Source organism: Candidatus Solirubrobacter pratensis (assembly GCF_000425945.1).
Taxonomy (GTDB): domain Bacteria; phylum Actinomycetota; class Thermoleophilia; order Solirubrobacterales; family Solirubrobacteraceae; genus Solirubrobacter; species Solirubrobacter pratensis.
On sequence record NZ_AUEK01000008.1, the window covers coordinates 105,474 to 128,502 of the forward strand.

Here is a 23,029-nt window from a genome sequence, read left to right on the forward strand (position 1 = left end):
CGACCCACGGCGAGGGCCGCGCGCGCAGAGCGTCAGTCCGAGTGCGGGCTCGCCGGCTCGCGGGTCCCCGTGGGAACCGAGCCGGGCTTCTCCGTCGCGCCTGCGCCGTTCGCGGTCGGAGCCGGCGCCGCGGGCTTCTCCTGAGCGGCCGGCTTGGAGGCGGGCGCGGGCGGCTTCGCGGCAGCGGGCTTGGACGGCGGGGCAGGCGGCTTCGCGACGGCCGGCTTGGACGGCGGGGCAGGCGGCTTCGCGACGGCCGGCTTGGACGGCGGGGCAGGCGGCTTCGCGACGGCCGGCTTGGACGCAGCGGGCTCGGGAGCCGGCTTCGCCGCGGCGGGCGCCGCGGCCGGCACCGGCGAGGCCTTCGCGACCGCGGACGGCTTCGCGGCCGCGGGCTTGGCCGCCGCAGACCGCTTCGCCGCGGCCGGTGCCGCCGTCGTCGCCGGCTTGCTCGCCGCGCGCTTCGCGGGCTTGGCCGCGGTCGCGGGCTTCGTCGCCTTCGCCGGCGCCGGCTTCGCGGGCTTCCCCGCGCGCGGCTTCGTGGGCTTCGCCACCGTCCGCTTCGCCGCCGCCTTCCTGCGCGGCGTCGCGCGACCCGTCGGGACGACGCCGCTCTTCGCCGTCGCCGCCGCGGCGTTCGCGGCGCGCGCCGGCGTCCGGCGGGCGGTCGCGGACTTCGGCCCGCCCGGAGCGCCCGGCTTGGGCGGACTGGTTCCCGGCGTGGCGGGAGCGGGAACGGTCGTGTCCTCTTCGCCGTGGCGCAGTCGAGCGGCCGCGTCAAGTCCCGCGGACACCGCCTTGCGGCCGAGCCCGAGCGCCGAGTCGATGAAGGTTCGAGGTGAGACAGGCATACGGGCAGTCTGCCCGCAGCGCGAAACCCTATGCGGCGAGCGCGCGGGGAGCGTGCGACGCGCCCGCGGGGAGGATCTCGGCGTCGCCGCACGCGAGCGCCAGCGCCTCGGTCGCCGTGAGGCTCTCCCACACCGGGCCGCCGGCCGGAACCCGCAGCGAGCCCTTGACCCGCCCCGTGAGCGAGTCGAGGTCGAAGCTCAGCTCCAGCTCGTCCGCGAAGAGGTCCTGAGCTCGCTCCCACGCTGCGTCCACTTCGGCCAGTACGTCAGGGGGAGGGCCGGTAAGGAGGTCGTGAACAAGCGGGGAGCGAGGCATCAGGCGGAGGTCTTCAGGGGTTGGAGAGGGGCTTACAACCCGGTGATCGACGTCCCCCGAATCTCCACCCATGGGGTGGAGACCCCAAGCGCTCAGAGCCCGGCGGGATGGCGCGCGACGAAGCCTGCGGTGGAGCGCCCGTCGTTCGCCCAGCGCGATCCGGTCACGCGCTGCGCGCCGGTGTCGAAGCGGATCCCCGCGACCTCGAGGAACACATGACCGTCGTTGGCGTAGATCGTCACCCACTTGCCCTTGCCGGGCTCGCCCCAGGACATCAGCTGGCCCGAGGTCAGCGAGGAGCTCAGCAGCCCCGCGGAGGCAAGCGCGAACGACACCGAGCCCGAGCAGTCGTAGCCCTTGTCGAGCCACTTCCCGTGCCCGCCGCCCCAGATGTACGGCGTGCGTGCGATGCCGTTGCCGGCCTCGATGATCTGCTTGACCGCCTCGGGCGCCTCGAGCGGCGGGAGCGCCACGCCGTTGCCGAGCGCGATCGCATGCGAGACGGCATTGGAGCCACCGGACGCCTTGTACTTGCCCTGCACGGCGCGGGAAGCCGCCCGCGCCGGGGCGTCGCCCGCGTCGGAGAGTCCCGGGTCGGGCGCCGTGGCAGCGTCCGCCTCGGTCGTCGGCTCGCCGGCGACCGGCTGCACGGGCTTGGCGCTCGTCGCCTTCGGCAGCGGCGGCAGCTCGACCTGCACGCCGGGCTCCGCGGCGGCGACGACCTTCGACCGCGCCGGCTGGTCCTTGCCCGCCGCGCCCAGAGCGAAATAGCCGCCCGTGAGGGCGGCGATCCCGGCGAGGATCGCGGTCAGATAGACCCGGCGCATCCAACGAGGATGACGCGAACGCGAGGTGATTGAACCCACTTCGGTCACATCGGCCGCCGCGCTAGACGGCTTGAGCCAGATCCTCGATCAGGTCCTGCGCGTCCTCGATCCCGCACGACAGGCGCACCAGATCGGCCGGCACGGCCGCGGCCGAGCCCTCCACGGACTGGTGCGTCATCGCCTGCGGAACCTCGATCAGCGACTCGACCCCGCCCAGCGACTCCGCACATGAGAACACCCGCGTGGAGGACGCGATCCGCACCGCGTCGTCGTGCCGGAACGACACCATGCCGGAGAAGCCGGGCCAGCGCACGTCGCGGACCCCGTCGACGCCGCGCAGCCACTCGGACACGGCCCGCGCGTTCTCGCTGTGCGCCGCCATCCGCAGCGGCAGCGTGCGCAGCCCGCGGTGCACGAGGAAGCAGTCGAGCGGCCCGGGCACGGCGCCGACCGAGTTCTGCACGAACCGCACCGCCTCGTGCCGCGCCGCGTCCGCGACGATCACGGCACCGCCGACCGCGTCGGAGTGACCGCCGAGGTACTTGGTCGTCGAGTGCACAACCGCGTCGGCGCCGAGGTCCAGCGGGCGCTGGAACACAGGCGTCGCGAACGTGTTGTCGACCGCCACGAACGCGCTCCGCCTGCGCGCGACGATCTCGCCGACGTCGACCACCTTCAGCGTCGGGTTCGTCGGCGTCTCGACCCAGATCAGCGCCGTGTCGTCGCGCACCGCGCGCTCGACGGCGTCGAGGTCGGTCTGGTCGACCATCGTGTACTCGAGCCCCCAGCGCGTGAGGACCTTGTCCACGAGCCGGTACGTGCCGCCGTAGAGGTCGTCGGGGATGACGACGTGCGCGCCGGCCGAGGCGACCGCCGTGATCAGCGCGTGCTCGGCCGCCATGCCGCTCGAGAACGCGCTCGCCAGGCCGCCCTCCAGCTCGCCGAGCGCGCGCTCCAGCGCGCTGCGGGTGGGATTGGCCGAGCGCGAGTAGTCGTAGTCCTCGCGGAACTCGCCGGGCGCCGGCTGGACGTAGGTCGATGCCTGGTGGATCGCCGGCACCACGCCGCCGTAGCCCGGATCCGGCTCCAGGCCGGCGTGCACCGCGCGGGTCGCGAACCTCATGAGACGAGCGACTCGAGCAGGTCGGTGCGCGTGACGATGCCGAGCGGGCGGCCGCCCTCGGCGACGATCAGCGCCTGCCCCTCGCCGGTCAGCAGCTCGACCGCCTCGCGCACCGGATCGGACGTCTCGACGGTCGGGAACGCCGGCTCCATCACGTCCGCGATCGCCGCGCCCATCAGCTGCGGCCCCTCGAACGCGCGCTTGAGCAGCCCGCGCTCGCCGACCGAGCCGACGACCTGGTCCGGGTCGTCCTCGGCCACCACCGGCAGCTGCGAGACCCGGTGCTCGTGCAGCAGGCCGATCGCGTCCTTGACCCTGTGGCTCGTCTTGACGGTCACGAAGCGCGGCGCCTCGCCGGCCGCCGTCTTGGCACGCAGGACGTCGCCGACCGTGCGGTCGCCGCTGCGATCGAGGAAGCCGTACTGGGACATCCACTCGTCGCTGAAGATCTTCGACAGGTACCCGCGTCCCCCGTCGGGCAGGATCACGGCGATCATCGCGCTGGGTTCCGAGATGCCGCGCGCGACCTCGAGCGCCGCGTGGACCGCCAGCCCGCAGGAGCCGCCGACCAGCAGGCCCTCGGTCTCCGCCAGGCGGCGCGTGGTGAGGAACGCGTCGCGGTCGGAGACGGTCACGTAGCGATCCACGACCGACGGGTCGTAGGTCTCCGGCCAGAAGTCCTCGCCCACGCCCTCGACGAGATACGGGTGGACGGTCTCATTGGAGTAGATCGAGCCGACCGGATCGGCGCCGATCACCTCGATCGCCGGGTTCTGCTCCTTCAGGTAGCGCGCGACGCCGGTGATCGTCCCGCCGGTGCCGACGCCGACGACGAGGTGCGTGATCGCGCCGCCGGACTGGCGCCAGAGCTCGGGCCCCGTCGCGAGGTAGTGCGCCTCCGGGTTGGCCGGATTCCTGTACTGGTTGGGCTGGAACGCGCCGGGGATCTCGCGCTCGAGCCGGTCGGCGACGCGGTAGTAGGACTGCGGCGACGACGGATCGACGTCGGTCGGCGTGACGACGACCTCGGCGCCGTAGGCGCGCAGCAGATCGATCTTCTCGCGCGACATCTTGTCCGGCATCACCGCGATCACGCGGTAGCCCTTCAGCCGCGCGGCGATCGCGAGCCCGGTGCCGGTGTTGCCGGACGTCGGCTCGACGATCGTGCCGCCGGGGCGCAGATGGCCGTCGCGCTCGGCGGCCTCGATCATGCGCATGGCGACGCGGTCCTTGATGGAGCCGCCGGGGTTGAAGTACTCGACCTTCGCCACGATCTGTGGCGCCAGGCCCTGGCCGATCCGGCTGAGGCGAATGAGCGGGGTCTCTCCGACGGTCTCGAGGATCGAGTCCTTGATGTCGGGTTGGGTGCCGGTCGTGGCGGGCATGAGAGCGACTATATGCACCGCCGTCAGGCGGGCGCGGCGGCCTTGTATCCGGTCTGGCCGCCGGGCAGCTCGGTCTTCTCCAGCTTGCCCTGCTCGACGAGCTTCGCGAGCGTGTTGTAGGTCACGGCCTTGGAGATCTTCGTGATGTCGGCGATCGTCGCCGCGGTCACGCCGGGACGCTCGCCGACGGCGTTGAGCACCGCCTCACGATTGGCGCCGCGCGGGGCGCGCGGCCGGGTGCTGCGGCGCGCGGGGGCGCGGCGCGGTGCGGCGGCGGCGGCGGCCGGCCGGCCGGTGGCGAAGGGCGGCTGGGCGAGCGCGGCCTCGATCTGCTCGCGCTCGCGGAGCAGGTCGTCGACTCCCTTCAGCTCCTTCTCGATCTCCTTCAGCCGCTCCTGCATCTGCCTGCGCAGGTCGGCGATCACATCGCTCATTCCATGCCTCCGGGGCTCTCGAAAACGGGCGAGAGCGTAGCCGTGCCTCCGGAAGTGTTCGCAATTTGCGCAAGAATCGCGACCCCGCGGGGGGCACAAAACTGTCCGGTCCGGCTCAATGTGCAAAGACCATTGATCGGAGAGGGACGAGCGGTGGCGGCACCGGATCGGGGAGCGGGCTCGAACGCGGAGCGGGTGGAGGCGATGGTCACGCGCCACGGGCCCGCGCTGCTGCGGGTGGCCAACCAGTTCTCGCTCTGCCACGACGATGCGCTCGACGCCTACCAGCGGGCGCTGGAGATCTACCTGCGGCGGCTCGAGAGCGTCGAGCCGGCGACCGAGGGCGCCTGGATGCGCGTGGTGGTCAAGCATGAGGCGATGGCGATCCGCCGCGCCCGCGCGGCGTCGGTCGACCGCGAGGACGTCGACCTCGACGCCACCGTGCACACGGGCGCGCGCGAGGTGGACGAGCAGGTCGCGGGCGGCGAGCGCGTTGACCGCTCGGTCGAAGCCCTGAAGGCGCTCAAGCCCGACGAGGCGAAGGCGCTCATGCTCAAGGCGCAGGGCCTCTCCTATCAGGAGATCGGGCGCCGCTTCGGGTGGACGTACACGAAGGTGAACCGTTCGATAACGGAGGGACGGCGGCGCTTCCTGAAGGAGTTCCGCGGGATCGAGGCGGGCGAGGCGTGCGCGCGCTACGAGGACGTGCTGACGGCGCTGGCCGAGGGCCGCGCGACGAGCGCGCAGGTGGTCTCGATCCGGCCGCACCTGCGCCACTGCGCGGCCTGCCGGGCGGCGGTGCGCGAGCTGCGGCTGTCGCGCCGGCGGCGGATCGCGCTGCTGCTGCCCGGGCTTCCGTGGGCGGTGCTGGCGCGCGCCGCGGCGTCGGATGTGGGCCAGAGCGTGCAGTACGCGAGCGCGACGGGCGGCGGACGCTTCGGAGCCGCCGCCGCGCTCGTCGGCCTGTGCCTCACCGGGGCCGGCGCGGGCGCGGTGTGCGCCGTCACGGGCGGGGTCCCGTCGCCGCCGCTGATCTCGCACGAGAAGCACCAGCCGGCCGCGGCGAAGAAGAGGCCGCCGCGCAAGCGGCACGCGACCGTCGAGCGGGTGAAGCCGGCGCCGACGGTGGTGGCGGTCGTGGCGACCGCGACGCCGCGGGCGACCGCGACGCCCGCGCGCAGGAAGGCGGTCGCCACGCGGCCGCGGAGGACCAGCGCGAAGAAGGGCGGAGTGCAGACGACGGGCGAGTTCAGCTTCGAAGGCCAGGCGGCGTCAGCGGGCAGCGCACCGCCTCCGAGCGGCGCGACGGCGAGCGGGGCGAGCGCGGCGAGCGCCGGCGGGTCCAGCGGCGGCGGGAGCTCCGGCGGCGGCGGGAGCTCCGGCGGCGGCGGAGGCCGGAGCGCGTCGTCGACCGGCGAGTTCGGGTTCGAAGGCGGCTGACCCGGGCCCCGCGCGGCACCACCAGTGCCGCGGCCACGCCGCGCGCGCCGGCGGGCCCTGGCCGCCCGCGACCCCGCCGGCGCGGCGCCGCCGCCCGCCCCAGCGGCCCGGCCGCCCGCGACTCCGCCTGCGGCGCGGCCACGCCGCTCGCCCGCCCCGCGCGTTACGCCGCCTGCCGCACGAGCTTCCCCGCCGTGCGGCCCGCCTCGCCCAGCGCGGGCGCCGCGACGCTCGGCGCGCGATCTCCGCGCTGGCCTCTCCTGGAGCGGGAACTGCGCTGGTAAAGGGGGTGGGTCCGTTCGGGACCGGGCCCCATGGGCCGGTTCGCGGGTCCGATTCGAGCTCGGGTCAGAAAGCGATCACCGGCTCGCCGGGGGTGACCCACTTTCCTTCGAAATGTTCGAAGGAAAGTGGGTCACCCCCCTGTGCCGAAGTGCGAGCGTGATCGATCACGCGCGAAAGCCCCGACGGGATGATCGATCGCGCGCTGATCGCCGCCGCGGCTCTTGCGCGCGGGGAAGCGGTCTCTCCCCGCGCCCTTACTGTGGGTGTTGACGTTCAGTTCGCCGCCCGCGCGACAGTGGCCCCGAGGGCCGGGGCGGCGCGGTGACGCGCGGGACGCCGCCGTGACCCCGGCCGGGGCGCGGTGACGCGCGGGACGCCGCCGTGACCCCGCCGGCGCGCGGTGACGCGCGGAACGCCGCCGTGACCCCGCCGGGGCGCGATGACGCGCCGGGGCGCGGCGACCGTGCGGGCCGCCGGCGTGATCGCGCAGGATGCGCGGACCGCGCGGGGCGCAGTGACCCGCGGGGGGCGACGTGACCTGGAAGACGGGGCCCGCGATGTGCCGCGACGGCGCGGTGACGTCCTCCGCGTACCCTCCGCCTCGTGCGGGAAGCGGGGCATGCCGTACACCTCGCCGGCCTCGCCCTCACGCCCTCGCACGCTGGACCGAGGCCGTCTCCACGCCGGCGCCGCAGGCGCTGGTCGCAACGCTCCAGGACGTCGCGACCGGCATGATCTGCGCCATGGACCTGGACGACTATCTGGCACGCCACGCCGGCCAGGATGAGGTGCTCGCGCGCATCGACCGCGAGACCAAGGCGATGCCGTACGCCGGCATGCAGACGAGCCCCGACCAAGCCGCGCTGCTCGCGCTGCTGGTCCGCCTCAGCGGGGCGAGGACGGCGATCGAGATCGGCACGTTCACCGGCTACGGCGCGGTCTGCATCGCCCGCGGCCTGCCCGCGGACGGCCGCCTTACGATCTTCGAGGTCTCCGACGAGTACGCGGGGATCGCGCGCCGCAACCTCGACGCCGCGGGCGAGCTGGACAAGGTGACGTTCGTGATGGGCCCGGCGACCGAGCACCTCGCGGACCTCGACACCGTCGACTTCGCCTACGTCGACGCCGACAAGGACGCCTATCCGGCCTACTACGACGCGCTCGTGCCGAAGCTGGCGCCCCGCGGGCTGCTCCTGCTCGACAACATGCTCCGCGGCGGCCGCGTGCTCGATCCGCAGGACGAGTCCACGCGCGTCACCGCCGCGCTCAACGACCGCATCGCGGCGGACGAGCGCGTCGACTCGCTCCTGCTCGGCGTCCGCGACGGCCTGACGATCGTCACTCCGCGGGCGGCTTGATCTCCCGCTTGAGGATCTTGCCGGTCGGGCCCTTCGGCAGCTCGTCGAGGAACCAGATGCGGCGCGGGTACTTGTAGGCGGCGACGCGGTCCTTGACGAACAGGCGGATGTCCTCGGCGTTCGCCTCCGAGCGCAGGACGACAGCGGCGGCCACCTCCTCGCCCATGGCGTCGTCGGGCACGCCGACGACCGCGGCCTCCGAGACCGCCGGATGCTCGTAGAGCACCTCCTCGATCTCGCGCGGGTAGACGTTGTAGCCGCCGCGGATGATCATGTCCTTCTTGCGGTCGACGATGAAGAAGTAGCCGTCCTCGTCGACCGTCGCCAAGTCGCCGGTGCGGAACCAGCCGTCGGCGTCGAGCACGTCGGCGGTCGCGTCCGGGCGGTCCCGGTAGCCCTTCATCACGTTGTGGCCGCGGATCGCGATCTCGCCGACGCCGCCCTGCTCGACCTCTCCGCCGTCCTCGTCGACGAGCCGCATCTCGACGCCCTCGATCGGCGTCCCGATCGAGCCCGGCTTGCGCTCGCGGTCGGGGTGGTTGAAGGACGCGACCGGCGACGTCTCCGAGAGCCCGTAGCCCTCCAGCACCTTGCAGTCGAACGCCTGCTCGAAGCCGCGCATCACCTCGACGGGCATCGCGGAGCCGCCGGAGACGCACAGCCGCAGGCTCGAGACGTCGTAGCGCTCGCGATCGGCGACGCTGAGGATCGCGTGGTACATCGTCGGCACGCCCTCGAACACGGTGACCTTGTCGCGCTGGATGATCTCGAGCGCCTTCGCCGGGTCGAAGCGCGGGATCAGCGTCAGGCACGCGCCGGAGCTGACGCCGGCGTTGAGGCCGCAGGTCTGCCCGAACGAGTGGAACAGCGGCAGCGCCCCGAGGATCACGTCGTCCTCGGTGATCTGCACGAGCGTGTGCGCGGTCACCTCGCAGTTCGTGCGCAGGTTGTCGTGCGTGAGCTCGGCGCCCTTCGGCGTGCCGGTCGTGCCGCTCGTGTAGAGGATCACCGCCGTGTCGTCGCCGTCGCGCTCGGCGTCCTGGCGCGACGGCTCGGCGGCGATCACGAGCTGCTCGAACTCCCCGGGCGTGACGAGCACCAGCTCGGCGCCGGCCTTCTGCGCCCCTTCGCGCGCGGCGTCGCCGAACCCGTGCCACGCGAACAGCAGCTTGGCGCCGGGATCCTCGAGATAGAACCCGACCTCGCGCCCCTTGAGCAGCACGTTCATCGGCACCACGACGCCGCCGGCGCGCAGGATGCCGTAGTAGACGACGGCGAAGTAGGGGACGTTCGGGAGCATGATCCCGACCCGGTCGCCCGGCACGATCCCCTTTGCCTTCAGCAGCCCCGCGACGCGCGACGCGGCCTCGTCGAGGAACGCGTAGTTGACCTCTTGGTCGTCGAGCTTGAGCGCGATGCGGTCACCGTGCTGCTCGGCCGCGCGCGTCAGCAGATCCGCCAGGTTCGGCATCGGGTCCTTCCTCCTCGTGGGCTTCCGGGCCCACCCTAACCGCCGCCGGGAGGATCGTCGGGAAATGTGACGCGGATCTCGGCGCCGCCGCCCGGCGCGTTGGACGCGCTCGCGGTCCCGCCGTGGGCGCGCGCGATGGCGGCGACGATCGCCAGGCCCAGCCCGGCGCCCCCGCCGGCGCGCGCGGGATCGCCGCGCGAGAACCGCTCGAACGCGGAGTCGATGAAGCCGTCACCGAAGCCCGGGCCGTGGTCGCGCACCGACAGCTCGCCTTCGCGCGCCGCCAGCACGACCGGTCCGGCGCCGTGCCGCAGCGCGTTGTCGACGAGGTTGCCGAGCACCTGCTCCACGCGCAGCTCGTCCGCGTCCAGCCACAGTCCGGCGGGCGCGTCGACGCGCACCTCCGCGCCGCGCTGCGCCGCCGCGACCGCGAACCGGCCGCGCACGCGGGCGAGCAGCTCACCCGCGTCCACCTGCGAGCGCCGCAGCGGCAGCTCTCCCTGGTCGGCGCGGGCGATCACGAGCAGGCTCTCGGCAAGCTGCGCCAGCCGGTCGGTCTCGTCCTCGGCCGAGCGCACCGCGTCCTCCAGCTCGGCGCGGGTGCGGCGGCGGCGCCGCGCGAGCTCGAGCTCGCCCTTGAGGATCGCCAGCGGCGTCCGCAGCTCGTGGCTCGCGTCCGCGACGAACCTCCGCTCGCGCGCCAGCGCGGTCTCGAGCCGCGCCAGCATCGCGTTGAGCGTCTCGCCGAGGCGCGAGAGCTCGTCGCCGGCGCGCGGGACCGGCAGCCGCTGACCCGGCTCGGACGCCTGGATCTCGCGCGCCCGCCGCCGCATCGCGTCGACCGGCCGCAGCGCGGCCGCGGCGACCCCGTAGCCCGCCAGCGAGGCGAGCGCCAGCGCGCCCAGGCCGCCGACCAGCAGCAGCGTCGCCAGATTGGAGAGCGCCGCGTCGCGCTCCTCGAGCGACGCGCCGACGACGATCACGGCGAGCACGCCGTCCTGCCCGCGCACGGGCGACGCGAGGTAGCGCATCTCGTCGCGCGCGACGTGGACGGGCGCCCTGGCCGCGCGGCGCGCCTCAGCCGCGCTGAGCAGCGGGTCGCGGAGCGCGCGCGGCGAGTCGCGGACCCCGCCCGACGGCGCGAGGATCTGCGCGATGTCGTCCTCGTGCAGCGGCGACTCGGCGAGCCCGCTGTCGGACTCCCGCACCAGGGCGGTCAGGTCCGCGACCCGGGACTGCAGGCCGCGATCGATCGAGGCCTCGAGCTCCGAGGCCATCCGCAGGTAGAGGAACAGCCCCGTGGCCCCGAGCACGATCGCCATCACGACGGCGAATGCGAGGGTCACGCGGATGCGGATGGGCAGGCGGGTCAAGATGGGGCTCCCGGCGCCCGTGGGGCGCCGGGAGCAATGGTGCTACTGCTGGACGTTGGCCGTGCCCGTGTCCGGGCCGTCGTTGGTCTCGGCGTCCTGGCCGCCGTTCGCGTCCGCCTTGTCGTTGGCGTCCGCCTTGTCGTTGGCGTCCGCCTTGTCGTTGGCGTCCGCCTTCTCGTTGGCGTCCGGCTTCTCGTTCGGATCCGCCGTCTCGGGGCCGCCGGCGACCTCGCCCGGGCCCAGGTGCTCGCCGTGGTTGTCACCCGTCTGGGTGTCGGGTGCCGGCGTGGACTGCGCGGGGGTGGCGGACGGCGCGTTCCCGCTGGTCTGCGTCGCGCCGGCCAGCGCCGCGCCGCCGAATCCGAGCGCGAGCAGCCCTGCCACGGCCGCTACGCCGATCTTCAATCGCTTGAGCATTGCAACTTCACCTTTCGGTTGGGAACAAGGCCCGGCCGAAGCTACGAGCCCTCGGCTGAAGCCCCGCTGAAGCACGCGTTCAGCCCAATTTCAGCCACGGCGCGCCACGATTGGGAGCAATGCGCGTGCTGGTCGTCGAGGACGAGGTCAAGATGGCGAGCCTCACCCGCCGCGCGTTGCGCGAGGACGGGATGCTGGCCGACGTCGCGGTCACCGGCGCGGACGCGATCTGGATGGCCACCACCGCGAGCTACGACGCGATCGTCCTCGACGTCATGCTCCCGGACATCGACGGCTTCGAGACGTGCCGCCGCCTGCGCGAGCAGGACGTCTGGGCGCCCGTGCTGATGCTGACCGCGCGCGACAGCGTCGAGGACCGGGTCGCCGGCCTCGACGGCGGCGCCGACGACTACGTGATCAAGCCCGTCTCGTTCGACGAGCTGTTCGCGCGCATCCGCGCGCTGCTCCGCCGCGGCGCACGCGAGAAGCCAACCGTCCTCACCGCCGGCGAGCTGCGCCTGGATCCCGCCGCCCACCGCGCCTGGCGCGGGGAGGCCGAGCTGCGGCTGACCGCGAAGGAGTTCACCGTGCTCGAGGCGTTCATGCGCCGTCCCGGCGAGCTGCTCGCCAAGCGCGCGATCCTCGAGCACGGGTGGGACTACGCGTACGAGGACCGCTCGAACGTCGTCGAGGTCTACGTCGGCGCGCTGCGCGCCAAGATCGACCGCCCGTTCGGCACCGAGTCGATCGAGACGGTGCGCGGAGCCGGCTACCGGCTCCGCGCCGACGGCGGAGGGTCAGTCCAGCAGGACTGAGAGCCGGCGCTCGAGCGCGGCCGACATCGCCTCGCGGATCGGGCCCTCCTCGAAGCGCTGCACGAGCTCGGCCATGAAGCCCTCGATCACGAGCCGTTGGGAAGCCGCCTCGCGCAGTCCGCGCGACTCGAGGTAGAAGAGCTGCTCCTTGTCGATCTGGGCGATCGCGGCGGCGTGCGTGCAGCGGACGTCGTTCGCGAGGATCTCGAGGCCCGGGATCGCATCGGCGTGCGCCCGCTTGGACAGCAGCAGGTTGCGGCACTCCTGGAACGCGTCGGTCTGCTGGGCGCCCGGGTCGACCTTGATCATCCCGCGCCACACCGCGCTCGCCCGGTCCGCCAGGATCCCGCGGAAGGCGAGGTCCGACGTCGTGTTCGGGGCCCCGTGCTCCTGCGTGGTGTGGAAGTCGATGTGCTGGCGCGCGTGCGGCGCGTAGGCGCCCGTGACCTTCGCGTGCGAGCCCTCGCCCGCCAGCAGCGTCTCCGTGCGCACCTTTCCGGAGCCCGAGCCGAAGCCGACGACCACCCAGTCCAGCGACCCGTCGCGCGCCACCTCGGCGCGCTGGGCGCCGAAGACCCACGACTTCTCGTTCATGTCCTGCGCGCCGACGAACCGCAGCCGGGCGTTCTGGCCCACCCGCAGCTCGACGACGGAGTTCAGCATCGACTCGGCGTCGGGCGAGCCGGAGAGGTGCTGCTCCCAGACCTCGGCCTCGGCGCCCTCCTCGAGCACGATCAGCACGCGGCGGTGCAGCGCGACGCCCGCGGCGTCGGAGATCGCGGTCAGGACGATCGGCGCCTCGACGCGCACGCCGCGCGGGACGTAGACGAACGCGCCGCCGGTCCAGCCCGCGTCGTTGAGCTCGGTGAAGACGTCCTGGCCGGCCGGCACGACGGTGCCGAAGTGCTGCTCGACCAGCTCGGAGTGGTGCTCGCAGGCCAGCGTCAGCGGGAGCACGATCACGCCGTCGTCGGGCGAGAGCCCCCCGCCGTCGACCACGCGACCGTCGACCTGGCCGAGGTGCATGGCGCCCTCAGGTGCCTCCAGCAGCGTCTCGACGCGGTCGACCGCGGACGCGTCGCCGTCGCCGGGAGCGGCGGCCGTGAAGCTTGCGAGATCCAGCTTCCCGAGGTCCGTGAACTCCCAGCCCACGTGGCCCTTGTGACGCGGCAGGTCCAGGGCGGCGGCGCGCGAAGCGGCGCCGGAGCGCCGCTCCTTCAGCCACTGGGGTTCGCGAACGGCAGCCAGCTCAGCCAATGGAGCCCTCCATCTGGAGCTCGATGAGGCGGTTCATCTCGACCGCGTACTCCATCGGGAGCTCCTTGACGATCGGCTCGATGAAGCCGTTGACGATCAGCTTGCCCGCCTCGTCCTCGGGGATGCCGCGGGCCATCAGGTAGAACAGCTGCTCCTCGCCGATCTTCGAGACGGACGCCTCGTGTCCGACGTCCACGTCGTCCTCGCCGATCCGGATCGTCGGGTACGTGTCCGAGCGGGAGTGCTCGTCGAGCAGCAGCGCGTCGCAGACGACCTTCGAGCGCGAGCCGTGGGCGCCCTTGGCGACCTCCAGCAGCCCCCGGTAGCTCGAGCGCCCGCCGTCCTTGGAGATCGACTTGGCGAAGATGTTCGACGTCGTGTTCGGCGCCGCGTGGATGATCTTCGCGCCGGCGTCCTGGTGCTGGCCCTTGCCCGCGAAGGCGATCGACAGCACCTCGCCGTGGGCGCGCTCGCCCATCAGGTAGACGCTCGGGTACTTCATGGTCAGCTTCGAGCCGAGGTTGCAGTCGACCCATTCGACCGTCGCGTCGGTCTGCGCGATCGCGCGCTTGGTCACGAGGTTGTAGACGTTCTGCGACCAGTTCTGGACGGTCGTGTAGCGGATCCGCGCGCCCGGCTTGGCGATCAGCTCGACGACGGCGGAGTGCAGCGAGTCCGAGGTCCACACCGGCGCGGTGCAGCCCTCGACGTAGTGCACGTAGGAGCCCTCATCGGCGATGATCAGTGTGCGCTCGAACTGGCCCATGTTCTCGGTGTTGATCCGGAAGTAGGCCTGCAGCGGCATCTCGACGTGCACGCCCGGCGGCACGTAGACGAACGAGCCGCCCGACCAGACCGCGGAGTTCAGCGCGGCGAGCTTGTTGTCGTTCGCCGGGATCACCGAGGCGAAGTACTCGCGCACGATGTCCTCGTGCTCGCGCAGCCCCGAGTCCATGTCCATGAAGACGACGCCCTGCTTCTCGAGGTCCTCGCGCACCTGGTGGTAGACCACCTCGGACTCGTACTGCGCGCCGACGCCGGAGAGGAACTTGCGCTCGGCCTCGGGGATCCCCAGGCGGTCGAACGTCTTCTTGATGTCATCCGGGACGTCGTCCCACGTGCGCGAGGACTTCTCGGACGCGCGCACGAAGTAGTGGATGTCGTCGTAGTCGACCTCGGCGAGCATCGCCGAGCCCCAGGTCGGCTGCGGGCGCGAGAGGAAGTACTCGAGCGCCTTCAGGCGGAAGTCGCGCATCCATCCGGGCTCGCCCTTGAACTCGGAGATCTGCTCGACCAGCGCGCGCGAGAGGCCCTTGGGGGCCTTGAACGCGTAGCCGGTCTCCGGGTCGTGGAACCCGAACTTCTCCTTGTAATCCGCGTTGATGCCGACCAGCGCCTGCTGCTCGGCGATCACTTCGGGAGTAGCCATGGTCAATCGACCTCCACTCGAATCACGCCGTCCTGGACGAGCACCGGGAAGGTGTCGACGGGAACGTACGCAGGCAGGTTCACGGGATTGCCGGTCCGCAGGTCGAAGCGCGAGCCGTGGCGCGGGCACTCGACCGTGCAGTCCTCCGTGTCGAACTCCCCATCGACCAGCTCGCCGTCGTCATGCGAGCAGCGGTCCTCGATCGCAAACAGCGTGCCGTTGCAGTTGAAGACGCCGATCTCGAGGTCATCCACCTCGACGAGACGCTTCTCGCCCGGCGGCAGCTCCTCGAGGAGGCAGATGTCGAACAGGGGACTCATGAAATTCCGATTCCGGAGGTACGGATTCTATCGACCGGCCCTGGAGGTAGCCTCGGAGCCGTGAACCCGCTGATCGGTGTCACGACGTCGGAGGTCCGCAGGGCCGAGCGCACGCACCCGCTCGACGAGGGCGAGCCGCAGCAGCACGAGATGGCGCTCGGGATGCCGTACGTGCGCGCGATCGCACGCGCGGGTGGCGTGCCCGTGGTGCTGCCGCCGCTGCCGCAGGCCGCCGTGCGGTCGCTGCTGGCTCCGCTGGCCGGGATCTGCCTGTCCGGGGGGCCGGACCTCGATCCCGCCGCGTACGGCGCCTCCCCCTCGCCCGACCTCGGGCCGATCGAGCCGGCGCTGGACCGGTTCGAGCTCGCGGTCGCGCGCCACGCCGACGCGCTCGGGCTGCCGATCCTCGGCATCTGCCGCGGCGCGCAGGCGCTGAACGTGGCCCGCGGAGGAACGCTGCACCAGCACCTGCCGGCGGTCACCGACAACTCGATCGACCACCGACAGACCGCACCGGGCTGGACCGAGACGCACCATGTGGAGGTGGCCCCCGCCTCGCGGCTCGCCTCCATCCTGGGGACGCGGACGCTGGGCGCGAACTCCTTCCACCATCAAGCGGTCGCCGCGCTCGGCAGCGGACTGCATGCCGTCGCGTGGGCGCAGGACGGGACGATCGAGGCGATCGAGGGCGACGGCGAGCGCTTCGTGCTCGGCGTCCAGTGGCACGCCGAGACGCTGGACCAGCCCGAGGGGCCGCACGTGCGGCTGTTCGAGGCGCTCGTGCGCGCGGCGTCCGAGCAGCAGGTCCCGCTGGCGGCGTGATCGCGTCCCGGGGTGGGGAGATCGCGCGACGCGTCGAGGCGCCCGGCGCGGCCCGCGCCGTGGGCGCCGCGCCCGGCTTCACCCAGACGTCGCTGTTCGCCTGAACGGGCCGGGCGCGCGCCGCGCTACTTGCTCGGCGCCGGTACGATGCGGATGTAGGGCCGCGGAGCCTTCCAGCCGTCCGGGTAGATCTCCTTCGCCTGCTCGTCGGACACCGCGCCGGAGATGATCACGTCCTCGCCCGGCTGCCACTGCGCCGGCGTGGCGACCTTGTGCTCGGCCGTCAGCTGCAGCGAGTCGATGACGCGCAGGACCTCGTCGAAGTTGCGGCCGGTCGTCATCGGATAGACGAGGATCAGCTTGATCTTCTTGTCGGGCCCGATCACGAAGACGTTGCGCACGGTCTGGTTCTGGGCCGGCGTGCGCTCGGTCGGATCGCCCTCGACGTCGGCGGGCAGCATCCCGTACAGCTTCGAGACGTTGAAGTCCGAGTCGCTGATGATCGGGTAGTTGGGCGCGGTGCCCTGCGTCTCCTTGATGTCCTCGGCCCACGCCTCGTGGTTGTCGAGCTTGTCGACGGACAGCCCGATGATCTTGACGTTGCGGCTCGCGAAGTCCGGCTCGATCCTCGCCATGTAGCCGAGCTCGGTCGTGCACACCGGCGTGAAGTCGCGCGGGTGCGAGAACAGGACGGCCCACGAGTCGCCGATCCAGTCGTGGAACCTGATCTTGCCTTCAGTCGTCTCGGCCTCGAAGTCCGGGGCGTCGGACCCGATCGTCAGTGCCATGTCGCTCGCTCCTCTGCTGGCTTTGAACGTATTTCCGCTCAGGTTTTACAGGATAGAGGGACACCCCCGGCGAGGACAGCCTCCTCCGGCGCGGGGCCGCCTGTCAAACCGGTACGTTGCGCGCATGGCGTGGGAGCTCAATGGGCGCACGGCGCTGATCACCGGCGCCGCCTCGGGCATCGGCGCGGCGCTTGCGCGCGCGCTGGCCGCGCGCGGGATGCGGCTCGGCCTGGTCGACGTCGACGGCGACGCGCTCGCTCGCGTCGCCGCGACGCTGCCCGGCGCGGTCACGGAGGTCGCGGACGTGCGCGACCGGGCCGCGCTGGACACCGCGGTCGAGGACATCGTGGAGCGGCTCGGGCGGCTCGACGTGGCGGTCGCCAACGCCGGGATCGCGACCGGAGGCCCGGCCCGCATGGTCGGCCCGGACGCGTTCGAGGACACGATCGACGTCAACCTGCTCGGCGTCTGGCGCACCGCGCGCAGCGCGATCCCGTACGTGCTCGAGCAGCGCGGCTACCTGCTGCTGGTCGCGTCCGCGGCGGCCGTGGTGCCGGCGCCCGGGCTGGCCGCCTACAGCGCGTCGAAGGCCGGCGTGGAGGGCTTCGGCCGCGCGCTGCGGGCGGAGCTGCTCCCGCACGGCGTGGCCGTCGGCGTCGGCTACTACCTGTTCCTCGACACGCCGATGGTGCGCGAGGGCGAGCGGATGGCCGGCTTCAACAGGATGAAGAAGGGCCTGCCGAACCCGATCTCGCGCACATGGCCGCTCGAGCCGGCGATCGACGCGACCTCGCGGGGCATCGAGCGGCGCGCGCGGCGGATCGCGTACCCGCCGTTCGTGCACGGGCTGATGGCGCTGCGCGGGCTGCTCGACAACGGGGTGTCGGATCGCATCACCTCCCGGCTGGTGCCGGGGATGGAGGCGGCGTTCACCGAGGAGGCGCAGCGCGTGGGGCCGGATGCCGCGGCACGGCCGCCGCGGCGATGAGCGGCAGCGCGAGCACGAGCGCGAGGGCGGCCGTCTGGGCGATCGCGTCGCCGGTGCCGAAGCCGCCGAGGTGGGTGACGTGGTAGACGAAGTGGATCACCGCCGCGACGCTCCAGACACCGCACAGCGGCAGCACCAGCTCGCGTGAGGGCGTGAGCGCCGCCCACGCGAACAGCAGCGCGAACGCGAGATAGAAGCCGCCGACGTCGGTGACGAGGTGCTCGTTGTACGGGGGCAGCAGCTTGACCCAGCCGCGGCCGAGCGGCCAGCCGTCGTAGAACGAGCGCGGCGCGAAGGCGGCCGGCAGGCCGGTGAGCGCGCTGGAGACGGCGAGGCACCAGAGCGCGACACGGGCGATCATGCGACCACCCCGCGGACCTTGTCGGGGTTGCGGATGATGTCGATCTCGACGATCCGGCGGAACCGCCTTGCTCAGGCCGCGTTCTCGGTCTCCCAGGCGGCGGCCTGGCCGAGGCTCGCCGACTTGAGCACCTTGAGCGAGAGCAGCGCGCACTTGATGCGCGTGGCGGAGATGTCGATGCCCAGGAGGTCGAGCACGAACGAGCGATCGAGCTTGAGCACCTCGTCGAGCTTCATCCCGACGATCTCCTCCGAGGCCATCGACGCCGACGCCTGCGAGATCGCGCAACCGTGGCCGGAGAAGCGGACATCGGAGATCACGCCGTCCTCGCCCACCTGCAGCTGCACCTTGAGCTCGTCCCCGCACAGCGGGTTGGAGTCGAAGAACTCGAGGTCCGGCGCGTCGAGCTCCCCCCAATTTGAGGGGTTCTTGTAGTGCTGGAGGATGTTCTCGCGATACAGGTCGTCCATCAGGCGAACACCTCCTGCACGGTTCCCAGGGCGTCGATCAGGCGGTCGATGTCCTCGCGCGTGTTGTGGACGGCGATCGACGCGCGCGTCGAGGCCGGGGCGCCGAGGCGCCGCATCAGCGGCTGCGCGCAGTGGTGGCCGGCGCGCACGCACACGCCCTCGCGGCCGATGATCTCGGCGACGTCGTGCGGGTGGACGCCTTCCAGGACGAAGGAGACCAGCGAGCCGCGACGGTCCATGTCGTGCGTGCCGTGGATCGTCAGGCCGTCGATCTCCGACAGCCGCTCGAGCGCATAGGACGTCACGTCGCGCCCGTGCTCGCGCACATTGTCCATGCCGATGCCCGACAGCCAGTCGACGGCGGCGCCGAGCCCGATCGCCTCGGCGACCGGCATCGTGCCCGCCTCGAACTTCGCCGGCGGATCGGCCCAGGTCGACTCGAGCTCGCCGACGCGGGCGATCATGTGCCCGCCGCCGAGGAACGGCGGCATCTCCTCGAGCAGCTCGCGCCGCCCGTGCAGGACGCCGATGCCCGTCGGCCCGTAGGCCTTGTGACCCGTCCAGGCGTAGAAGTCGGCGCCGAGGGCCGAGAAGTCCACCGGCAGCGACGGCACGGCCTGCGCCCCGTCCACCAGCACGAGCGCGCCGGCGGCATGCGCGCGCCGGGCGATCTCCTCGACCGGGTTGATCGTCCCAAGCACGTTGGACACGTGCCCGACGCACACCAGCTTGGGCCGGCGCTCCAGCAGCTCGTCGAGCGCGCCGAGGTCCAGCAGCCCGTCGTCGCCGACGGGGATGTAGGCGAGCTTGGAGCCCAGGATCTGCCACGGGACGATGTTGGAGTGGTGCTCCATCTGCGTCGTCACCACGAGATCGTCGGGGCCCACGTTCGCCCGGCCCCACGCGTAGGCGACCAGGTTGATCGCCTCCGTCGCGTTGCGCGTGAACACGGTCTCGCCCGGCGCGGCGCCTGCGAACGCGGCGACCTTGTCGCGCGCGGTCTCGTACGCCTCCGTCGCCTCCGCGGCGATCGCGTAGACGGAGCGGTGGATGGTCGCGCGGTAGGTCTCGTAGTAGCGGTCCATCGCCTCGATCGACGACCGCACGGTCTGCGACGTGGCGGCCGTGTCGAGGTAGACCAGGCCCTCCCGCGCCAGGACCGGGAACTCGGCCGAGGTCGGGACCGCGAGGCTCATTACGCCGTCGCCCCCGCCGCGACCTCGTCCCGGATCCAGCCGTAGCCGTGCTTCTCGAGCGTCTCGACGAGCTCGGGGCCGCCCTCCTTGACGATCCGGCCCTCGAAGAGGATGTGCACGAACTGCGGCTTGACCATGTGCAGGATGCGCTGGTAGTGCGTGATGATCAGCACGCCCATGTGGCTGCCCGAGGCGACCGTGTTGACGCCCTCGGCGACCGTGTTGAGCGCGTCGATGTCGAGGCCCGAGTCGGTCTCGTCCAGCACCGCCAGCGAAGGAGTGAGCAGCGCGAGCTGCAGGATCTCCATGCGCTTCTTCTCGCCGCCCGAGAAGCCGTCGTTGAGGTAGCGGTTGGAGAACTCGCGCGGGACGTTGGTGAGCTCCATCGCGGCCTCGACGGTCTTGCGGAAGTCCTTCAGCGAGATCGCGGCCTCGCCGCGGCCCTCGCGGTGCGCGTTGATCACCATGCGCAGGTACTTCGCCACTGTCACGCCCGGGATCGCGACCGGGTACTGGAAGGCCATGAAGAGGCCCGCGCGGGCGCGCTCGTCCGGGTCGGCCTCGGTGATGTCCTCGCCGTCGAAGAGGATCTGGCCCTCCGTGACCTCGAGGTTCGGATGGCCCATGATCGCGTTCGCGAGCGTGGACTTGCCGGAGCCGTTCGGACCCATGAGCGCGTGGATCTCGCCCGGGCGGACGTGCAGGTCGACCCCCTTGAGGATCTGCTTCTCCGCCGCGTTGACGTGCAGGTTCTTGATCTGGAGCTCGGCCATTATGTCCTAGTGAGGTCGGATGATCGGGGTGGGGCGGAGGGGCTGCCGCCTCATACAGTCACGGCAGGGCGCGCGTCGAACTCGACGAGCTCGGCCAGCGTGGTCCGCTGCAGCGAGGCGATCACGCCCATCTGCACGCGCGTCCACAGCAGCTTCGTCGCGCAGGCGCCGCCGTCGAAGCCATGCGAGCAAAGCACGTGGCCGTCGTGGTCGTCGAGGAAGCAGTCCATCGGGGCGATCGCGCCCTCGAGCGCCAGCACCGCCTGGTCCATCGTGATCTCCGCCGCCGGGCGGGCGAGCACGTAGCCGCCGTGCGCCCCGCGGGTCGCCGCGACGAGCTCGGCCTTCTTGAGCAGGGCGACGATGCGCTCGCAGTACGCCAGCGGCAGGTTCTCGACCTCGGCGATCGCCTTCAGGGACACCGGCTGCCCGCTCTCCTGGCGGCCGAGCTGGATGAGCAGCCTGACCCCGTACTCCGCCTTGGTCGTGAAGATCATCGGCCGTAAAGCCTACCAACGCGGTCGGAGTTCGTCCGAGAACTCGATCGCGGCGGCGAAGCTATAGGGGGCATGGACCGGCTACTGGCAGAAGGACTACAAGCCCGGCACGCTGATCGGCTGGAGCGTCATGGACCGTGTCGAAGTGGTGAACCGGATCAAGGAGCGCCCGGACTGAGGCGCCTATCCTCACGGGCCGCATGCAACGCCGTGAGGATCTGAGAAACGTCGCCATCATCGCCCACGTCGACCACGGGAAGACGACGCTGGTCGACGCCATGCTGTGGCAGTCGGGCGCGTTCCGCGAGAACCAGGACGTCAATGACCGGGTCATGGACTCGATGGACCTGGAGCGCGAGAAGGGCATCACGATCCTCGCGAAGAACACGGCCGTCCGCCACGACGGCGTGAAGCTGAACATCGTCGACACGCCCGGGCACGCGGACTTCGGCGGCGAGGTCGAGCGCGGGCTGACGATGGTCGACGGCGTGCTGCTGCTCGTCGACGCGTCCGAGGGCCCGCTGCCGCAGACGCGGTTCGTGCTGCGCAAGGCGCTCGAGGGCCACCTGCCGGTGATCCTCGTCGTCAACAAGGTCGACCGTCCCGACGCGCGCATCTCCGAGGTCGTCGACGAGGTCTACGAGCTGTTCATCGACCTCGGCGCGAGCGAGGACCAGATCGAGTTCCCGATCGTCTACACGAACGCGAAGGCCGGCCGCGCCTCGCTGACCCCGACCGATCCCGGAACGACGCTGCAGCCACTGCTGGACCTGCTGGTCGAGCACATCCCGGCGCCGGAGTACGACGAGTCCAAGCCGCTGCAGGCGCACGTCACCAACCTCGACGCCTCGCCCTATGTCGGCCGGCTCGCGATCTGCCGCGTCCACAACGGCACGATCCGCAAGGGCAAGCCGATCGCCTGGTGCCGCGCCGACGGGACCGTGACCAGCGCGCGCGTCGCCGAGCTGTACGTGACCGAGGCGCTCGACCGCGTCGACGCCGAGGAGGCGGGCCCGGGCGAGATCATCGCCGTCGCCGGCCTGGCGGACGTCACGATCGGCGAGACGCTGGCCGACTCCGACGATCCGCGCCCGCTGCCCGTGATCACGGTCGATGAGCCGTCGATCTCGGTCACGATCGGCATCAACCACTCGCCGCTGGCGGGCAAGGACGGCGACAAGCTGACCGCGCGCCAGATCGAGAGCCGGCTCGAGCAGGAGCTGATCGGCAACGTCTCGATCCGCGTCCTGCCCACCGAGCGTCCCGACACCTGGGAAGTCCAGGGCCGCGGCGAGCTCCAGCTGGCGATCCTCGTCGAGCTGATGCGCCGCGAGGGCTTCGAGCTGACCGTCGGCAAGCCGCAGGTCGTCATCCGCGAGGTCGACGGCACGCGCCACGAGCCCGTCGAGCGCCTGACGATCGACGTGCCGGAGGACTACGTCGGCGTGATCACGCAGATGCTCGCCCTGCGCAAGGGCCGCATGGAGCAGATGATCAACCACGGCACGGGCTGGGTCCGGATGGACTACCTCGTCCCCGCGCGCGGGCTGATCGGCTTCCGCACCGAGTTCCTCACCGAGACGCGCGGCACCGGCCTGCTGCACCACGTCTTCGACCGCTGGGAGCCGTGGGCCGGCGACATGCGCCTGCGGCCGACCGGCAGCCTCGTCGCCGACCGCGCCGGCAAGACGGCCTCGTTCGCGCTGTTCAACCTGCAGGAGCGCGGCGTGATGTTCGTCGAGCCCGGCGAGGACGTCTACGAGGGCATGATCGTGGGCGAGAATGCGCGCGCGGAGGACCTCGACGTCAACGCCGTCAAGGAGAAGCACCTGACCAACATGCGCTCGTCGACCTCCGACGTGCTCGTGCGGCTCGTGCCGGCGCGCAAGCTCTCGCTCGACCAGGCGCTGGAGTTCGTGCGCGAGGACGAGTGCGTCGAGGTGACCCCGGCTGCCGTGCGCCTGCGCAAGGTCGCGTTGAGCGCGGTGGACCGCGTGAAGGCCGCCCGGCGCATGCGCGCGTAGATCGCGCCT

General features: G+C 72.0%; 25 protein-coding genes. 7 read left to right on the top strand and 18 right to left on the bottom strand.

Annotation, left to right across the window (positions count from 1 at the left end):
- Nucleotides 1-32: 32 nt before the first annotated feature.
- The 6 genes from H958_RS36405 to H958_RS0110860 form a co-directional block, all read right to left on the bottom strand.
- On the bottom strand, nt 33-851 hold the full coding sequence (locus tag H958_RS36405; RefSeq protein ID WP_051324090.1) for a hypothetical protein: 819 nt from the start codon (nt 849-851) through the stop codon (nt 33-35).
- 28 nt (nt 852-879) lie between these two features.
- Complete coding sequence (locus tag H958_RS0110840) at nt 880-1,104, bottom strand: hypothetical protein (RefSeq protein WP_028058691.1); 225 nt, start codon at nt 1,102-1,104, stop codon at nt 880-882.
- Between the two features lie 155 nt (nt 1,105-1,259).
- A complete protein-coding gene (locus H958_RS43150) occupies nt 1,260-1,994 on the bottom strand; it encodes an NlpC/P60 family protein (RefSeq protein WP_051324091.1) in 735 nt (244 codons plus the stop codon).
- A gap of 61 nt (nt 1,995-2,055) precedes the next feature.
- A complete protein-coding gene (locus H958_RS0110850; protein WP_028058692.1) occupies nt 2,056-3,117 on the bottom strand; it encodes a trans-sulfuration enzyme family protein in 1,062 nt (353 codons plus the stop codon).
- The gene (locus H958_RS0110855) at nt 3,114-4,502 is read right to left on the bottom strand and encodes a cystathionine beta-synthase (RefSeq protein WP_051324092.1); all 1,389 of its coding nucleotides are present in this window, start codon (nt 4,500-4,502) and stop codon (nt 3,114-3,116) included. The genes H958_RS0110850 and H958_RS0110855 overlap by 4 nt, the downstream gene beginning before the upstream one ends.
- Nucleotides 4,503-4,525: 23 nt before the next feature.
- Nucleotides 4,526-4,936 carry a MarR family transcriptional regulator gene (locus H958_RS0110860; protein WP_028058694.1) on the bottom strand — a complete coding sequence of 137 codons (411 nt, stop codon included), beginning with the start codon at nt 4,934-4,936 and terminating at the stop codon, nt 4,526-4,528.
- A gap of 153 nt (nt 4,937-5,089) precedes the next feature.
- On the opposite strand from H958_RS0110860, the gene H958_RS0110865 reads away from it, so the two are divergent.
- Both H958_RS0110865 and H958_RS0110880 read left to right on the top strand, forming a co-directional pair.
- Nucleotides 5,090-6,376, top strand: a complete 1,287-nt coding sequence (locus H958_RS0110865) for an RNA polymerase sigma factor (protein ID WP_196807308.1) — start codon at nt 5,090-5,092, stop codon at nt 6,374-6,376.
- Between the two features lie 1,028 nt (nt 6,377-7,404).
- Complete coding sequence (locus H958_RS0110880; protein ID WP_028058696.1) at nt 7,405-8,019, top strand: O-methyltransferase; 615 nt, start codon at nt 7,405-7,407, stop codon at nt 8,017-8,019.
- On the opposite strand, the gene H958_RS0110885 is transcribed toward H958_RS0110880, so the two are convergent.
- Genes H958_RS0110885 through H958_RS0110895 form a run of 3 tightly spaced genes read right to left on the bottom strand, consistent with a single transcriptional unit; the run spans nt 8,000 to nt 11,280 of the window.
- Complete coding sequence (locus tag H958_RS0110885) at nt 8,000-9,490, bottom strand: long-chain-fatty-acid--CoA ligase (protein WP_028058697.1); 1,491 nt, start codon at nt 9,488-9,490, stop codon at nt 8,000-8,002. The two genes, H958_RS0110880 and H958_RS0110885, sit on opposite strands and share 20 nt — an antisense overlap.
- 35 nt (nt 9,491-9,525) lie before the next feature.
- The gene (locus tag H958_RS36415; RefSeq protein ID WP_051324093.1) at nt 9,526-10,863 is read right to left on the bottom strand and encodes a sensor histidine kinase; all 1,338 of its coding nucleotides are present in this window, start codon (nt 10,861-10,863) and stop codon (nt 9,526-9,528) included.
- A 42-nt stretch (nt 10,864-10,905) separates the two neighbouring features.
- Nucleotides 10,906-11,280, bottom strand: a complete 375-nt coding sequence (locus H958_RS0110895; protein ID WP_028058698.1) for a hypothetical protein — start codon at nt 11,278-11,280, stop codon at nt 10,906-10,908.
- A gap of 119 nt (nt 11,281-11,399) precedes the next feature.
- Here H958_RS0110895 and H958_RS0110900 point away from each other — a divergent pair, with 119 nt between their 5' ends.
- Complete coding sequence (locus H958_RS0110900) at nt 11,400-12,095, top strand: response regulator transcription factor (protein ID WP_028058699.1); 696 nt, start codon at nt 11,400-11,402, stop codon at nt 12,093-12,095.
- On the opposite strand, the gene sufD is transcribed toward H958_RS0110900, so the two are convergent.
- From sufD to H958_RS0110915, 3 genes are read right to left on the bottom strand one after another with little or no spacing between them, the layout of a single operon-like run.
- Nucleotides 12,078-13,352 (bottom strand): Fe-S cluster assembly protein SufD, encoded by a 1,275-nt coding sequence (gene sufD / locus H958_RS0110905; RefSeq protein ID WP_028058700.1) that lies wholly within the window; start codon nt 13,350-13,352, stop codon nt 12,078-12,080. The two genes, H958_RS0110900 and sufD, sit on opposite strands and share 18 nt — an antisense overlap.
- Nucleotides 13,345-14,781 (bottom strand): Fe-S cluster assembly protein SufB, encoded by a 1,437-nt coding sequence (gene sufB / locus H958_RS0110910; RefSeq protein ID WP_028058701.1) that lies wholly within the window; start codon nt 14,779-14,781, stop codon nt 13,345-13,347. The genes sufD and sufB overlap by 8 nt, the downstream gene beginning before the upstream one ends.
- A gap of 2 nt (nt 14,782-14,783) precedes the next feature.
- Nucleotides 14,784-15,101 carry a Rieske (2Fe-2S) protein gene (locus H958_RS0110915; protein WP_028059032.1) on the bottom strand — a complete coding sequence of 106 codons (318 nt, stop codon included), beginning with the start codon at nt 15,099-15,101 and terminating at the stop codon, nt 14,784-14,786.
- A gap of 60 nt (nt 15,102-15,161) precedes the next feature.
- Between H958_RS0110915 and H958_RS0110920 the strand changes: the two genes are divergently transcribed.
- Nucleotides 15,162-15,923 (top strand): gamma-glutamyl-gamma-aminobutyrate hydrolase family protein, encoded by a 762-nt coding sequence (locus tag H958_RS0110920; RefSeq protein WP_051324094.1) that lies wholly within the window; start codon nt 15,162-15,164, stop codon nt 15,921-15,923.
- The gene (locus tag H958_RS48160) at nt 15,920-16,027 is read left to right on the top strand and encodes an MGMT family protein (protein ID WP_231379222.1); all 108 of its coding nucleotides are present in this window, start codon (nt 15,920-15,922) and stop codon (nt 16,025-16,027) included. The genes H958_RS0110920 and H958_RS48160 overlap by 4 nt, the downstream gene beginning before the upstream one ends.
- A gap of 21 nt (nt 16,028-16,048) precedes the next feature.
- Here the strand turns inward: H958_RS48160 and H958_RS0110930 are convergent, their stop codons facing one another.
- On the bottom strand, nt 16,049-16,711 hold the full coding sequence (locus H958_RS0110930; protein ID WP_028058703.1) for a peroxiredoxin: 663 nt from the start codon (nt 16,709-16,711) through the stop codon (nt 16,049-16,051).
- 124 nt (nt 16,712-16,835) lie between these two features.
- Between H958_RS0110930 and H958_RS36420 the strand changes: the two genes are divergently transcribed.
- Complete coding sequence (locus H958_RS36420) at nt 16,836-17,699, top strand: short-chain dehydrogenase/reductase (protein WP_037409889.1); 864 nt, start codon at nt 16,836-16,838, stop codon at nt 17,697-17,699.
- Here H958_RS36420 and H958_RS0110940 read toward each other — a convergent pair.
- The 5 genes from H958_RS0110940 to H958_RS36425 all read right to left on the bottom strand — a co-directional run bounded on the left by H958_RS0110940 (nt 17,641) and on the right by H958_RS36425 (nt 20,996).
- Nucleotides 17,641-18,060: a hypothetical protein gene (locus tag H958_RS0110940; protein ID WP_028058704.1), complete on the bottom strand. Its 420-nt coding sequence runs from the start codon at nt 18,058-18,060 to the stop codon at nt 17,641-17,643. The genes H958_RS36420 and H958_RS0110940 overlap by 59 nt on opposite strands.
- Nucleotides 18,061-18,131: 71 nt before the next feature.
- Nucleotides 18,132-18,530 (bottom strand): iron-sulfur cluster assembly scaffold protein, encoded by a 399-nt coding sequence (locus H958_RS0110945; protein WP_028058705.1) that lies wholly within the window; start codon nt 18,528-18,530, stop codon nt 18,132-18,134.
- Nucleotides 18,530-19,726 carry a SufS family cysteine desulfurase gene (locus tag H958_RS0110950; RefSeq protein WP_028058706.1) on the bottom strand — a complete coding sequence of 399 codons (1,197 nt, stop codon included), beginning with the start codon at nt 19,724-19,726 and terminating at the stop codon, nt 18,530-18,532. The genes H958_RS0110945 and H958_RS0110950 overlap by 1 nt, the downstream gene beginning before the upstream one ends.
- Nucleotides 19,726-20,499 carry a Fe-S cluster assembly ATPase SufC gene (gene sufC / locus H958_RS0110955; protein ID WP_028058707.1) on the bottom strand — a complete coding sequence of 258 codons (774 nt, stop codon included), beginning with the start codon at nt 20,497-20,499 and terminating at the stop codon, nt 19,726-19,728. The genes H958_RS0110950 and sufC overlap by 1 nt, the downstream gene beginning before the upstream one ends.
- Nucleotides 20,500-20,549: 50 nt before the next feature.
- Nucleotides 20,550-20,996, bottom strand: a complete 447-nt coding sequence (locus H958_RS36425) for an RrF2 family transcriptional regulator (protein ID WP_037409891.1) — start codon at nt 20,994-20,996, stop codon at nt 20,550-20,552.
- 200 nt (nt 20,997-21,196) lie between these two features.
- Here H958_RS36425 and typA point away from each other — a divergent pair, with 200 nt between their 5' ends.
- Nucleotides 21,197-23,020, top strand: coding sequence for a translational GTPase TypA (typA, locus tag H958_RS0110965; protein ID WP_028058708.1), 1,824 nt, complete (start codon nt 21,197-21,199; stop codon nt 23,018-23,020).
- The last annotated feature ends 9 nt before the right edge of the window (nt 23,021-23,029 follow it).